This is a genomic window from Gilvimarinus japonicus, from assembly GCF_042847215.1.
In the GTDB taxonomy this organism is placed as follows: domain Bacteria; phylum Pseudomonadota; class Gammaproteobacteria; order Pseudomonadales; family Cellvibrionaceae; genus Gilvimarinus; species Gilvimarinus japonicus.
The window spans coordinates 3,755,859-3,771,189 of the sequence record NZ_AP031500.1 but is presented as its reverse complement, the minus strand read 5'-3'; the positions used below and the strand labels follow the sequence as shown (position 1 = coordinate 3,771,189).

At 53.3% G+C, this 15,331-nt stretch carries 8 protein-coding genes; 4 read left to right on the top strand and 4 right to left on the bottom strand.

Features of this window, described 5'->3' with window-relative positions:
- Positions 1–177: 177 nt before the first annotated feature.
- The 3 genes from ACGHAD_RS16005 (at position 178) to ACGHAD_RS15995 (ending at position 6,953) form a co-directional block, all read left to right on the top strand.
- Positions 178–2,883, top strand: a complete 2,706-nt coding sequence (locus ACGHAD_RS16005; protein ID WP_382414814.1) for a TonB-dependent receptor domain-containing protein — start codon at positions 178–180, stop codon at positions 2,881–2,883.
- 496 nt (positions 2,884–3,379) lie between these two features.
- Positions 3,380–5,653 (top strand): carbohydrate-binding domain-containing protein, encoded by a 2,274-nt coding sequence (locus tag ACGHAD_RS16000; protein WP_382414816.1) that lies wholly within the window; start codon positions 3,380–3,382, stop codon positions 5,651–5,653.
- Positions 5,654–6,218: 565 nt separating this feature from the next.
- Positions 6,219–6,953 carry a hypothetical protein gene (locus tag ACGHAD_RS15995; protein ID WP_382414818.1) on the top strand — a complete coding sequence of 245 codons (735 nt, stop codon included), beginning with the start codon at positions 6,219–6,221 and terminating at the stop codon, positions 6,951–6,953.
- Between the two features lie 88 nt (positions 6,954–7,041).
- On the opposite strand, the gene ACGHAD_RS15990 is transcribed toward ACGHAD_RS15995, so the two are convergent.
- The 4 genes from ACGHAD_RS15990 to ACGHAD_RS15975 are packed head-to-tail and all read right to left on the bottom strand — an operon-like array spanning position 7,042 to position 11,138.
- Positions 7,042–8,079 (bottom strand): Gfo/Idh/MocA family oxidoreductase, encoded by a 1,038-nt coding sequence (locus tag ACGHAD_RS15990; protein ID WP_382414820.1) that lies wholly within the window; start codon positions 8,077–8,079, stop codon positions 7,042–7,044.
- A gap of 53 nt (positions 8,080–8,132) precedes the next feature.
- The gene (locus tag ACGHAD_RS15985; protein ID WP_382414822.1) at positions 8,133–9,236 is read right to left on the bottom strand and encodes an ABC transporter permease; all 1,104 of its coding nucleotides are present in this window, start codon (positions 9,234–9,236) and stop codon (positions 8,133–8,135) included.
- Entirely contained in the window at positions 9,233–10,192 is a 960-nt protein-coding gene (locus ACGHAD_RS15980; protein WP_382414824.1) for an ATP-binding cassette domain-containing protein, read from the bottom strand. The genes ACGHAD_RS15985 and ACGHAD_RS15980 overlap by 4 nt, the downstream gene beginning before the upstream one ends.
- Positions 10,182–11,138: an HlyD family secretion protein gene (locus ACGHAD_RS15975; RefSeq protein ID WP_382414826.1), complete on the bottom strand. Its 957-nt coding sequence runs from the start codon at positions 11,136–11,138 to the stop codon at positions 10,182–10,184. Before ACGHAD_RS15975 ends, ACGHAD_RS15980 begins: the two co-directional genes overlap by 11 nt.
- Positions 11,139–11,382: 244 nt before the next feature.
- Here ACGHAD_RS15975 and ACGHAD_RS15970 point away from each other — a divergent pair, with 244 nt between their 5' ends.
- Positions 11,383–14,577, top strand: a complete 3,195-nt coding sequence (locus ACGHAD_RS15970; protein ID WP_382414828.1) for a hypothetical protein — start codon at positions 11,383–11,385, stop codon at positions 14,575–14,577.
- Positions 14,578–15,331 lie beyond the last annotated feature (754 nt).

Below are 15,331 nucleotides of genomic sequence, written 5' to 3'. Positions count from 1 at the left end.
TGGGGCGCCTTGCCACGACCGAATTCACCACAGAACAAAACCAGACAAGCTGTTAACGCTGTAACAGCCTAATCGTTTAAGACCCGTCCACCGCTACAATGAGTCTGCATAGGTTGCAGCGCGCGTTGGGTGGATCTTCCCAGACCGTTTGGAAAACCGCCTTAAAAGGTTTTTAAAATGCGCACAATGATTACCAAGCGAAACCCGTTAGCACTGGCGGTAGTTGCCGCCACCGTTGCTTTGGGTAGCACTCAATCGGTACTGGCTCAGTCCGATGGCGAAACCGGCGAGCAGCCCGAGCGTCAACGAGTGAGCATTCAGGCACCGGTTATTGAAGAGGTGCTGACCATCGGTCGCCTGCAAAGCAGCGCCGATTCTATTGTCGATGAGCGTATCGAGCAGGCGTTTGCCGCTGATGTGCTTGGCTTCGACCAAATTTCTCGCGCCGGTGACGCCGATGTCGCGTCGGCACTAGAGCGTGTTACCGGTTTGACTGTTGTCGATGATAAATACGTTTACGTTCGCTCGCTCGGTGAGCGCTACTCAAGCACCTTGTTGAATGGTGCGGCGGTACCGTCGCCTGAGTTAACGCGTAACGTATTGCCGTTGGACTTGTTTCCCTCGACTATTGTTAAAACCCTTAAAGTTCAAAAAGCTTATTCGCCCGATCTGCCGGCAACCTTCGGTGGCGGTAATATCGATATTCGCACCAAAGGTATGCCAGACGATGTCGTCATAGAGGCGTCTATTGGCACCGGCTGGAACACTGTTAATAAAGACGATGGAATTAGTTACTCTGGCGGTGATGTCGATAACACCTTGCCCGAGCCTATCGGCCAAGCTCTGCAACAGTTTCAGGGCGATCCAAGCCCCAACGGCATTCTGAATATCTTGCACACCACTGGTGGCTCGCCCAGCCCGGAGCTGGTTGCCGAGGCAAACCAAATAAACCGCAATTTATTATTATCGCTTGATCGCGATGTGCAAACGAGCCCCAAGTCGCTGCCGGCTGATTTTGATGGCAAGCTGTCACTGGGTAACTCTTGGTACCTGGGTGATGATTGGCGTGTTGGCGGTTTGGCAAATGTTTCGTACGATCATCAGTGGCGCAATAAAAATCAGAGTAAAAAAGGTGTGGGTAACCCCGAGACCATCAACTCTGAGGTGCAGCGCACATTTGAAGAGACCCGTGAGTTAGCCGCCGTAAGTGCCGGGGTGAGTTTTCAAGAAAGGCACACCATTGAGGCGAGCGCTTACTACATTACCGACGCCGAAGACGTTGCCTCTTACACCGAAGGCTTTGACTCCAACAACAGTGAAGCCGATGGTTCGCAAGTGGTGGACTATCAGACCCGCTATGAAGAGCGTCGTTTAGAAATATTCCAGCTGACCGGTGAACATGATTTTGACTTATTTTCGGGAACGCCCGCCGACGAGTTGATGATCGACTGGTTTTACTCTGACTCGCGCGCCGAAACTGCCGTACCTAACGAAGTCAATATTCAAGCTTCTAACGTACTGGACCCGATGACAGGTGAGGTACTAAAAACTCGCTTGCTATCGACCACCTCGGTGGCCACCTTTGCGTTTTTGCAGCTAGAAGATAACGTTACAAGCTACGGCTGGAACGGTGAGCTGCCTTTGAACTTTGGCGATAACCTGGTGACTTTTAGCGGGGGTTATAGCTACCACGATAAGTCTCGTGCTTATTATGGTTATACCGCCAATATCGACGCCGCTGGTGTGTCCGGCGATGTGATGGAAGGTACGCCTGGGCAGGTATTGTCCGATGAAAACCTCGGTAATATGGACAATAACTTTCAGCTGAGCATGGGTAATGGCTTGGGCAAAGAGAGTTATATTGCCGCTCAGATGACCGATGCCGCTTACGGTATGGTCGATATTAACCTCGATTACACCTGGCGCTTAACCGGTGGGGTACGCTACGAGGACTTCCGCCAAGCAGTACTGCCCGTAGATTTATTGGATTATACCGGTGACTCGATTGTCGATCTGAACGATCAGTTGGCGCAAGAGGATCAGAAATTTGCCATTAAGGATGACGGCTGGTTTCCATCGGTAGCGCTAACGTTTATGGATCAGGGCTTTATGGGCGCCGATGACTTCCAGGTGCGTGCCTCGGTAAGCCAAACCGTGGTTCGTCCCGATTTGCGGGAGATCTCGGATGTCGAGTACATCGACCCAGAGCTAGGTATTCGCGTGCAGGGTAATCCGCTGCTGGAGTTCTCGGAGCTGGACCATTTTGATTTACGTACCGAGTGGTTCTACGCCGGCGGCGATAACTTTACGGTGTCGTTGTTTTATAAAGACATTAAAAACCCTATCGAGCAGACCCGCGCGCCTGGCTCCGATGATGATATTTTGCTGCAGTTTTACAACGCGGAGTCCGGTGAAATTTACGGCTTGGAGTTTGAGGGCTTAAAAGACGTTGGCGCGGGATTTTTTGTCTCGGGTAACTTAACGTTAAGCGACTCAGAAATTGTCTCGGCCGACGGCCTTGGTTTTACCAACACCACGCGACGTATGACCGGGCAATCTGAGTATGTGATGAACGTGCAGTTGGGTTTCGATTCGCCCGACGGCATGCATACCGCCTCACTCTTGTACAATGTGTTTGGCGATCGTGTTTACTATGCGGCCCGCTCCAACGGTCACCAGGACGCGTTTGAGCAACCGTTTCATTCGATCGATTTTGTTTACACCTTTTATCCAACAAACTCACTTAGCATGAAGCTTAAGCTGAGCAATTTGCTGGGACAAGATCGCGAGTTTGAGCAGGTGAACTCCGCTGGCGAAGCCGTTACGATTCTTAAGCAAGAGCAGGGTACGGGTGTGGGTCTGGATTTTAAATACTCCTTCTAACCACAGCTAATAGCCCAACTGGCACGAGCAATCGTGCCCAAGCCGTCACCGCAAGGTGGCGGCTTTTTTGTTTGTATAGGTGCCATAAAAGCGGCGAACTTTTTGGTGTTTTTATTAAAAAAACATTTTTTTGCTTTTAGTATCGGATATTTCTGATGGTCAGTGTGACAGCCGTCACGGTATAAAGTATTTGATGAATGCTCGCTCAGTGTCGGGCAAAAACAAAAAATATTCGACGCCACATTGCTCGCAGCCCCCGTCAGCACTCAAGCGCTGAACTGACGTCCCCCTTCTATAAGCCTGTCTTGTGCCAAAGTGGGCCTTCTTTTTGTGTCACACCTTGGCGATAAAGTAAAAGTGCAACGCATTGTTGTCGCTTTCGTCTCACTATAAGGCTCACTGGAGAAGGTAATACGTGGGTTTACGGTTATCGCTTCACAGCGTATCCGGCAATCCGTCAGGGACATAACGAATAATCACTACCTGGAGAATCTCTATGAGCGATTCTAGTAAACGACCTGGGCGCCTTGTCGCCTTTACCGCCGTTGCCTGCCTGGGTTTTGCCGCCCAAGCGCAGGCACAAGTTGGCCCGTTACTGTGGGAGGACAACTTTAACACCCTAAACACCGACCACTGGAACGTCATTGAAGGCGATGGCTGCCCCGGACTGTGTGGTTGGGGTAACCAAGAGCTCGAATATTACCAAGATGATAACGTCTCCATCGAGCCCGTACCCGGCGAGTCAGGAAACTCCGCGATTGTACTGGAGGCGCGCAATCAATCTGTCGAAAACCGGGCGTTTACTTCCGGTAAGCTCGACAGTAAAAATGGCGTATCTGTGAAATACGGCATGATCGAGACGCGCATTCGCGTCCCTAACCTTGATACTGGTTTGTGGCCCGCGTTTTGGCTGTTAGGTACCAGTACGTCACCGTGGCCCGCCAAGGGCGAGATTGACATGATGGAGATGGGGCACAAACAGTCTTACATCGATGCGGAATTTTCCGGTGCCAACATCAACCACTTTGTTGGCTCTAACGCCATCTTCTATGCCGATGCTGCCTGTGTTCCGGCCAACCCAACCTGCGCCGCCAGCACCGCATTTGAAACCGACAACGCCTATTTGGCAAGCACATCACTGGCCGATCGCTTTGTGACGTATCGTCTGTATTGGACGGATCAATCGCTGCGTTTTTCGGTGGTCGATAACGGCACCGAATACGATATGTACGATTCGCCGATTCCGGTCAACGAAGAGTCGAGCGAATTTCGCCAACCATTTTATCTGTTGATGAACCTGGCCGTCGGTGGCAACTTCACCGATGCCCTGCAAAATAGTCAGGTAACCGCGCCATTGCCCGCCAAAATGTACATCGATTACGTCCGCGTCTACGAGTACAACGGCCTGGGTGAAGTGACCCTGGGTAACCCCTCCGAACCTGAAACCGGCACCTTTGGGGTGTTCAGTGATCGCACCGATACCAGCCGCTCGCTGGCAAGCGGTGAGACCTCGGATATTTATATCTGGAGCACCAACTCGTTGGTGGGCGGTAATGCGCAGCCGTTCGAGGGCTCAGAGGTCATCTCCTGGGATTACACTGCCCCCGGCCAGTGGTTTGGCGGCGGCGTGCAATCGCGTCAACCGCTGGATATGAGCAATTTTGTCGATGGTGATTTAAGCTTTCGTATTAAAGTCCCGGCCAATGTCGGGTTTCGTGTTGGTATTACCGATACCTACACCAACGAGCATTACATCGACTTCCCAGCTGGCGAAGAAAAATACGGATTGGTGCGCAACGGCGGCTGGAGCCAAGTCACCATTCCTGTGGAGGAGCTAACCGGTGAGCTTATTGCCCTGCAATCGGTCAGCTACCCATTCGCCATACTTAGCACTGCTACAACACCCGCGAGCAATGTTGCCATTGCGATCGATGATATTGTTTGGCTAGGTGGCGGCGATGCTAACACGGGTGGTGGTAACGACGACGATAACGATGGCGTCGACAATGGCACCGATCAGTGTCCTGGTACTGCAAGTGGTGCACAGGTTAACGCCCTCGGCTGTGCCACCACAGACGCGCAGATTGAAGCTGAAGATTACAGCAACTTTATGGACGCCGATGTAGGTAACAATGGCGGTGCTTATCGCACGGATGATGTCGATATTGAGGCGACCACTGATAATGGTGGCGGTTTTAACGTCGGCTGGACGACTCCCGGCGAATGGTTAGAATACGACACTAACCTGGCGCCCGGCACGTATCAGGTCAGTGCTCGGGTGGCGTCTCTTAACGGCGGCGGGCAATTCACTCTCAGCGAGGGTGGCGAATCTGTCTCGGCTAACATCGCCGCTACCGGTGGCTGGCAAGTTTGGCAAACCATCGACCTTGGCGAATTGCAAATTAATGCAGACGCAAGCCTGCGTTTAGACGTACAAACCGGAGGCTTCAATCTTAACTGGTTGCGCTTGGAGCAAACATCCGGTGACGGTGGCGATGATACTACGCCTCCCGCCGGTCCTTACGGGGTAGAGCAAACCTCAGCTGACACCTTGGCGTTTTATGTGCAGTCGTCCTCCTGGGCAGACATTCATTACAGCGTTAATGGTGGTGGGCAGCAAAATGTACGTATGACCCAAGCAAGCGGTGAAAACACCTACCCGGTGAGCGGGTTATCGGCCGGTGACACCTTAAGCTACAGCTTCACTTACTGGGATGCCGCCGGCAATATGGCTGTCGATACTGCAACACAAACGGTCATCGTTCAGTAAACGTTTTAAAACCTTCCAAGCGGCACCTTTCGGTGCCGCTTTATGGCACGTTCGTGTCAAATCAAAAGTCGATAGTTATATTGCGTTAAAAGCTTCCGATAAAACATTGGGGTTAGCCCTGATGGTGCTGTGTTGTTTAGCTCGCATTTTATTCAGCGTACGCAACGACAAAAAATCGTGACTCCGTGTCGTTAAATAACGCGGTTAACCATAGCGGGTCGATCTTTCGGCATAAGAAGTTGCCCCTCGCGGCTATCGCAAGCGAACGTTTTTGTCTTAAACGGTAATTAAAATAGGGGATTACTTAGACGCTTTTGCTATAGGCCTAGCTAAAAATGGCTAGATTTGTGTGTTTTTTGTGCGTTTAAGGGGGTGGAATCAAAAAAAATGCGTTAAAAATCGTGTTTTTCGCAAAAAAATTTAAAAAAAGTCATTTCTGTAATAATAAATTAACAATAGCGTGCTTGGGCCGGTGATATTCTTAATACCAATGGTGCAGAAACAGTTTACCGGCTGCGCCCATTTGAAGTCGGGGATGTCCCCCAGAGATGACGAGGATTTGAGCATGAAAACACTTCTAACCAATAAAGTGCTCGGTTCACTGGCGATTCTGGCAGTAGTGCTGCCTTTTTCTAGCAGTGCGAGCTCCATGTACCAACCCGCTCAGTTTGGTGATGCGGTCGATCAGGTGAGCCAAAAAGTGGTTATTCCTGAGCAAATGCGCCAAGAGCAGCGCACTATCTCAGTGTACTGCCAAGCAGACATCGCCGCCACTGGCGTGACCAGTAATGTCAGCTGTTTTGACAAAGCCGCCTACGATGACCTGCAAGGGCAAACCCAGCGCGCCATCGAAGGGCTAAGCTTTGCACCTGCGCAAGTGGACGGCACCGCTGTTCCGGTGCGTATGGGCTTTCGGGTCGTTTACTCACGCAACGACAGCCAGCCCAACGTGGTGATGCTGCCTAATCTGGGTACGCTACAGCGTGAATACGGCGTTAGTTACGTTGCACCGCAAGAGCGCCTGGATCAGGCCGACTGGTACAGCGCCTACGCCGCCGACGGCAACGCAAACGGCAAGCCGTTTTTTAACGAAGGCCAGCTGGCCCGTGTGGTGGGCGAGGTAAATGCCGATGGTGAAGTCAGTTCGGTTAAGACTGTCGAGGCTCGTGGTCGCACTCGTCGCGATGCCAAAGTAGTCGAAGGCGCGTTAAAAAATTCTCGCTTTATCCCAGGCTTTGTTGGTGATGACGCGGTGAATATGCACTACATTGCAGTGCTGAATTACCCCGAGAACGATTAATGTTCTCTTAGCCCAAGGGCTAGCTCCTGTCGTAAAAGCCACCTCCGGGTGGCTTTTTTATGGCAAATACCGTTACACGGCAGCCGTGTTAAGTGAGCTCAATACAGGCGCGCTCCCGTGCGCTGCGCTCGACGACCTCGATCATTCCCACCGTTACCAGCGCCTGCTCGGCTTGTACCAATAAGGTATCGCCATGCACTACATGGCGATAAACATTATCGTAAAACAACGGGTAATTACCGGCCACAGTCGGGTAGGCTTCACGGCCTTTATCGGTGTGAATATGGCCCCACTCGTGGGGTGCTTCATCGGCCCAGTTGGCCCCTTGCGGCACCATGCCAGCGGCCAGGCGGGCTTCTTGTACATCGCCCAGCGGTTTTAGGTAACTGCCTTGATCGCCGTGGATGACGTAGGCCGGGGCCGGCTCGCGCGCAAGCATACTCGCTTTTAATAAACACTTATGGCCGGGGTAATCGAGCCGCACATCAAAGTAATCGCAGGTTTGTGCACCGTCACGCTCTATGCGTAAGTCGGCATAAACCGACTGGGGTAAACCAAACAAGATTAAACACTCATCCAATAAGTGCGAGCCTAAATCGTACAGCAAGCCGGCGCCGGGGCCCGGCTCTTCCTTCCATTTCTTAGGGCCGGGCGCGGGCCGAAACCGGTCGATGGTAACGGCAAAGGTATTAATCTTACCCAAACGCTTTTCGTGCAATATTTTTTGTGCGGTGTTAAAGCCCGACTGCAACCGTCGGTTGTGAAACACCGTTAACATAAGCCCGAGCTGCTCGGCCAGTTCAATCAGCTCGCGGCCTTCATCAATCGTCGCGGTAAAGGGCTTTTCTAACACCACATGCTTGCCGGCGCGCAAGGCATCACGGGCCATGGGGTAGTGCAACGCATTAGGGGTGTTGACCACCACAATATCAATAGTCGGGTTGCCGATAAGCTCGGCAAAACTGCGGGCGATCGTTACCTCGGGGTAGCGCTCGTGGGCGGTGTTGCTGCTGCGCTGCAGCACAGCGGCAAGCTTTAGGTTTGGGTGCGCGGCAATCAGTGGTGCGTGAAATACCTTGCCAGACATGCCGTATGAGGCCAGTGCGATGTTTAGGGGTTTGCTCATGGGGTAAAGTGTCCGGTAGTGGCCGTTGGTGCTGTGCAAGAAAACGCTTTGTGTTAATCCAAGCGCTTTTTAAAGCGCAGTGATGCAATAATAAGCCCCACAACCGTAAAGGCCGTCAGCCAACACAGGTCAAACGTTAGCTGCCCGAGGGCGGCATCGCGCAGCACAACCGCGCGTATTAAACGCATATAGTGAGTGGCGGGCAGCGCCTCGGCAACCCACTGCGCGGCCACGGGCATGGCTTGATAGGGAAACATAAAGCCGCTTAATAAAATAGAGGGCAGCAACACAAAAATGGTCATCTGCATTGCTTGCAGTTGCGTTTTAGCAATGGTCGAGAGAATCAGGCCCAGGGTTAAACTGGCGCCGATAAAAACCAAAGTGATCACACAAAGAGCGATGATGCCGCCACTAATAGGCACATCAAACACCCAGTGGCCGAGCTGCAAAATAATGGCTGTTTGAATAAAGCCGATTACCACGTAGGGAATAATTTTGCCCAGCATTAGCTCCATGGGCCGCACGGGCGTGGTAATCAAAAGCTCCATGTTGCCCCGCTCGCGCTCGCGCACAATCGCCGCCGAGGTAAACATAATCATGGTCATGGTCAGAATCACACCCACCAAGCCAGGCACAATATTAACGGCGGTGCGTCGCTCGGGGTTGTAAAAAATGGAGGTGGCAAAGGTTGGTTGGCTGATATGCCGCTCGGCGCTGGGCTCGGGTATCAACTGATCGAGCGGCATATTGGCCAGCCCTAAGAGCGCCGAGCTGACCAAACTGTCCGAGCCATCCACCATCCACTGGCCCACCACGTCGCCTCGCACTAAGCGATTACTTAAATCGTTGGGTAGCACCAATACGGCGCTTACTTCACCGGCGGCTATGGCTTTTTGCGCCTGTTGCGGTGTCGGGTAATGGTGGGTGATATCAACGACGCCGGTGGCCTCGGCGGTGGCGGCAATCAAGCGCCCGGCGGTTGTTTCGCTTAAATCGGTCACGCCCACGGGAATATTACGCACGTTGGTATTAATGGCAAAACCAAACAGCAGCAGTTGCACTAAAGGGATCATCACCACCATGCCAAAGGTCAGCCGATCGCGCCCCAGCTGACGAAACTCTTTTGTGGCAATGGCAAGCAGCCGATAAGCATTCATAGGCTGCCTCCGGTATTGCGCTGCCCGGACGCCTCTGTGGTCACGGTCACAAACACATCTTCTAGGCTTGGGTGGGTAAGGTGTAGTTCGGCGTCGGGTAGCTCGGCGCTACGGCGCACAAATTCGGCCGGATCGCTCACCCTGTTATCCACCAGTACTCGCAAGCGCGCGCCTTGTTGCGAGGCCGAATGTACCTCGGGGCAATCCAGTAGTTGTTGGCGAACTTGGCGCAGGTGCTCGCCGCCGACCTCCACCACTTGCGCGCCCAAGTCGTCCATAAGTTGTTGCGGTGTTCCCTCGGCGACCAGTTTTCCGGCATTGAGGATGGCCAAACGATGGCAGCGCTCCGCCTCATCCATATAGTGGGACGAGACTAAGATAGTCGTGCCCTGATCGCACAGATCGAACAACTTCTCCCAAAAGTGGCGGCGGTTTTCCGGGTCGACCGCCGAGGTGGGTTCGTCTAAAAATAACAAATCGGGCTTGTGGAATACCGCCGCCGCCAGTGCCAAACGCTGTTTTTGCCCGCCACTTAAGCTGCCAACGCGCTGTTTGCGAATGGGCTGTAAATGGTAGGTGTCGCACAACTCATCGCTGCGGCTGCGCACAGTGCGGCGGTTAAAACCGTAAATCTGACCGATAAAGCTCAGGTTTTCTTGCACGCTTAAATCGTCGTACAGCGAAAACTTTTGTGTCATATAACCAATGCGTAAACGCAGCGCTTCGGCCTCGCGGGGTATCTCCAGCCCCAGTACATTGACATTGCCTTCACTCGGCTCTAGCAGGCCGCACAGTGTACGAATACACGTGGATTTGCCCGAGCCATTGGGCCCCAAAAAGCCGTAAATACAACCGCGCTGAATGTTTAAGCTGACGTTGTCGACCGCGGTAAACTCGCCAAACCGACGGGTAACATTATGGGCGGTAATGGCCGCCTCGTCGGCCTCACGGGGCATTGCGGTATACCTGTACCGGCATGCCAGTAGGCAGCTGCTCGGCGTTGGCTAAATCTATCTCGGCCAGGTACACCAGCCGTGAACGATCCGATTTGTTGAGCGCGTAATAAGGCGAAAAAGCCGGGTCGCGCGCGACCCAACGCAGCGTGCCGCTATAACCCTGCGCCACGCCATCGGCTGTTATCCATAAAGTGTCGCCCGTATTAAGGGTGGCCCGCACCGGCTCCGGAATATACACCCGGGCGTAAGGTGCTGTGTCGGCTAATAAGATTGCCACGGGGGTGCCGGCGCTTACACGCTCGCCCAGGTTCCAGGGCAAGCTGTCCAGATAGCCGGCGCGCGTGGCCCGCACGCTGAGCTCATCCAGCGTTAATTGGGCTAATTGGTGTTGCGCCTTCGCCGCATTGACGTCCGCCTGGGCCTGCGCCAGGGTCTCTTCGCGTGTGCCATTGGTTAAGGCCAGTAGTTGCTCGCGGCTGGCTTCAACCTGCGCCGCCGCGCTGTCGCGCGCCGCTTCGGCTTGGTCGAGATCGGCCTGAGAGTTAACGTGTTTTTCGCGCAGTTGCAGAGCGCGCAGGTAGGTTCGTTCGGCCGAAGTTAAGCTGGCTTTCGCGCCGTTTAACTCGGCGCGGGCGGCATCAATATCTTCAACTCTGGCACCATTGCGCAGCTCGTCAAAACGCGCGTTGGCTTTAATCAGCTCGGCCTGAGCGTTATCAAGTGCCGCTTGTTGGCGGCGCGGATCTAGCTGTACCAACAAAGTGCCCGCCGCTACCTGGCTGCCCTCGGCGACCGGCAGCGCGGTAATAATTTCCCCTGAGGTGGCCTTGTGCACAATGCGGTCGCGCTCAAGGGTGCCAAGCGCTAGCGGCTCCGGCTTGCCGCAGCCAGCCAACAGCAGCGCTAAGATGAGTGCGCTTATCCAAAGGCGGTAATAAGTGCTCATGTATAGCTCCTGCATGATTAGGGTTAGCTCAAGGGGCTGATTATAGGAAGTGTAATGGCTCGGGTACTAAGGTGCTAGGGGGGATTGGTTCTGGCGCACCCGCACGTCAAGTGCGCCGATATCTCAGCCGCCACTAAATTACACACGATTACAGATTAAGATTATGGCGTTTTTATCCACTACACTGGGTGGACCCTCTTTTAAGATTACGTGAGGCCTTGCGCCCAATAATAAGGAAGCCGTAATGGTTGCTCGAATCGTTGTACCAAAATTGGCTGTGTTGGTTCTGCTGGCCCTTGTGGTGGCACCCATGGTGACGGCCAAGGGCGCCGACGGCGATGCTATTCATGTTGATCTACAGTCACTCGATTGCGCGATAGCCCCCCAATCGGCGTCGGCCTCTTTACCCTTGCCCGGCTCCCTCCCGTTAGTCGATTACGAGCAAGCGCTTTACCCTTGGGTTGTAAACCGCGAATACGCGGCGTTGGGTTGGTGCCACGACAAAGAGGTGCGCGATACCGGACCTTTCGTTGATGGCCAGTACCATGGTACTCATCCGGCAGTGCTAATTTATTACTCACCTAATATGATGGCGTGGTTGCTCAACCGCGAAAAAGGCATCGAGAGTGAGATTCCCGATGGCGCCATGATTATTAAAGAGATGTACGGCGCGCCGGCACAAATCTACCGCGATATACGCCGCCTTAAAAGTGCCGATGAATACGAGTCTTTGCGATTGCAGCAGCTCTCGGATTGGACGGTTATGGTGAAAGATGCCAAGGCTTCGGGCGACGGTTGGTTTTGGGGCAGCGTCTCGGCGCCCACCTTAGTAGATGGCAAGCGGCAAAGCACCACAGAGGCGGTAAAGGCGCAGCTGGATACCCGTGAAAACAACAACAAGGCAAAGTCCTACGTGGCGACCAACGGCGTTCGGTTGTCCGGTTTTGGTATGCCTTGCCTACGCTGTCACGCCTCGGCGGATAATGAGCTAACCTTTGCCAGCTTGCGTAATATTAAGGGGTTTGAGGCTAAGGGCGACCCGCTGCGGTTTCTTGACGATAACTCCTGGCGCACTGCCAGCCACTTCGCTAACTATCCGTTATCCTTGCTGCTCGATGACCCGGAGCTAAAAACCATATTCGATATTCCGCTGTCGCAACTGCCTTGGTCTACCCAGCAGCGTGTTCGGCGTGCAGCCGCCGACGCCTCGTTTAACGAGCACGATCGCGATTCACAAATGGATGAGGCGACCTACGCCAAGCTGTTTAGCGACGAAAACACGGGTGACGAGCATTACATCAATCAAGCCTTTCTTAACACCTTCCCGCAGATACCGGCATTAAAAGCGGCGGATGTTAAAAAGTTTCCCCAGCAGTGGCTGGATCACGTCGTGCAAAAAAGCGGTGAGCCGCAGGAGTATGTCACCTCGGATAACTGCCTTGGCTGCCACGGTGGCTTAAGTGCCGACACCTTTGGCACCACCATGTTTGTGGCCACCGGCCCCGAGTATGGCGATGGTTTTGATATTTCAGAGTACGGCGAGTGGCGCTGGTCACCCATGGGCCTGGCGGGGCGAGACCCGATTTTCCACGCGCAGCTAGAAAGCGAAATGGCAATATTAAATAAAGACGCCAAAAATCCAGAAGAATCCGGTTTAAAAGGCCCGCTAAAAGAAACCCAGCAAGCGGTAACCAACACGTGCCTGAGTTGCCACGGCGCCATGGGCCAAAGGCAGTTAACGCTAGACGCCCATCAAAACGAGAGCTTGGATAAAAATTTTAAAACCGATTTTTTTTACTATACCGAGCAACTATCTTCCGGAGAGACGCAAAGCTTAGAGGAAAAGCAATACCATCAATACGGCGCACTCGGGCGCGATGGCATCAGCTGCATGGTGTGTCACCGCATTGACGGGCCAGACGAGCAAGCCGTGGCAAGCTGGAACCCGCCGAAGGGTTGGGTCAGTACGGGCATAGAAGATAAAGCGCTGGCGTACTTGTTGTTTCATAACTCCACCGGGCGCTTTGATACCAGCGATGCGGGCACTCTTAATGGGCCTTTCGATGTGGCACAAAAGCCCATGGAGCACGCCCTCAATATAACGCCCAGCAAAAGCGACTTTATACAAAAGTCGGAATTGTGCGGAACGTGCCACACCATTAACCTTCCTAACATCGGCTCTAGCGATACCCGCTTGCCGGTTCTGCAAGCTGCCGAGGTTGACCCGGCGTTTGCCGAGTACCCGCACTCCATCGAGCAGGCAACTTTTTTAGAGTGGCAGAACAGCGCCTTCGCGCAGGGTGATACCGCGCAAAGCTGTCAGGATTGCCACATGCCCTCAAGCTTTGCCAGCGAGAAAGACGATGTTTCCATTGATGAGCTGATCAGCAAAATCGCCACCATAGAAGACAGCAACTACCCGGATGCCGACCACGGCTTAGCGGCCGATGAACTCGAGGTGCCGTTTCGCAAAGAGTACAAGCGCCACACTCACGTGGGGCTAAACGCCTTCTTGTTAAGCATGTTTAAACAGTTTGAGCCAATACTGGGGGTAGCCCCTAAAAGCTATATGACGGGAGCATCCGAGGCCGGCGTTGATTTGGCGCTAGAGAGCATGAAGCAGCAAGCGCGTCACAGTACCGTCGATATGAGTATCGATAAACTCCACTTTGCAGACAATACCCTGGTGGTTGATGTAACGGCTAAAAACAAAACCGGGCACCGCTTTCCCAGCGGTGTGGCATTTAGGCGCGGGTTTATTGAGCTGCTGGTAAAAGACGGTGACGAAATCGTCTGGAGTTCGGGGCGCACCAACGATGCCGGTGTTATTGTCGATCACTCGGGCCAACCACTGGCCACCGAGTTTTTACCTAAAGGCGATTGCGGGCACCCGAATAACCAACCCGCCGGCTGTTACCAGGCGCATCATCAGGTTATTACCAGCGATAAACAGGTACAAATTTACGAAGAGCTAAACCGCAATAAAGCCCAGGAGTTTACCACCAGCTTTGTTCACCGCGTGTACATCGTAAAAGATAACCGGCTGCTGCCCGATGGCTGGCGCGATTCATCGTTCTTTAAGCCACAAGGCGAGGTGATGACGCAGTATATGGAAGCCACCGACCCGCATTTTGTGGGCACCGACCCCGATTACCAAGATCAGGGTACAGGCTTTATTGGTCGGGACTCGTTGCAGTACCGTATTGATTTACCCGCACACTACCGTGGTGAACCACTCACGGTAGAGGCGACTATGTATTACCAGGCGATACCGCCGTATTGGTTAAAGCAGCGCTTTGACCAGGCGCCCAACGGTGAGGCCACCCGGCGTTTACATTATGTGGCGAGCCGTTTGAATCTTGAGCGGGAGGGGGATGTGTTTAAGCAGTGGAAGTTTAGGATTAATTCCGCTAGGGCGGTGGTTGAACGGGGACGTTAATATGTTTATAGGTGTGGTGGGGTGCCGCCGAGGCGGGCTTTTTGTATGCCCGTGTCGCCGGGCGTGGCGAGTTACTTTTCTTTTGTTTGGCTGGTCTCAATGGGCAAAGCAAAGTAACTCCGCCGCTCCTGCGCATCCATGCGCCCGCGGCATTAGTGCATCCATGCACGTCAAAGGCGCGCCCCCAACATATCCAGCCCTTCGGGTTCCCTCACTCCAGCCGATTTTTGCGGGCCGCATCGACAGGCCGTCCATGGCCTGACGATAGCTTGCGCGCACGTCCTGTGCGCTTACCCCCAAAAATAGGCTTCCATTCGGCTGTATCTACGGGGTATTTAAAAGCGGTGCTTCGTGGTTAGCTGAGCCGTCGAAATACCATATTTATGGTCCTCACATCGTCATGCCGGCCTTGAGCCGGTATCCAGTGAGCGGAGTGCATTACCCACGCTTTGAGGCTGGTTCTAGAGGTGCGGCTGTATGGTGCTCTATCAATGTGGGCTTTTATTTTGAAGTCTGTCTTGCCAGGCATATGGCTTTAGATCGTGATTAACATTCGGGCGTTGGTTGGGCTAACCACAATGCTGTTATCCTGTACAGTTGTATGTGCGGTCTATTTTTGCTTGACCATAATTCAAACTCTTCTGGAGGTTTGAGTTGGCGGGGTATTCGAGGTAGTTTCGGTTAAAATTCAATAAAGGATAGGCTCCTTGGTGTCGGAATTTCCAGAGGGAGCCTATTAAAATGTTAAATTGAA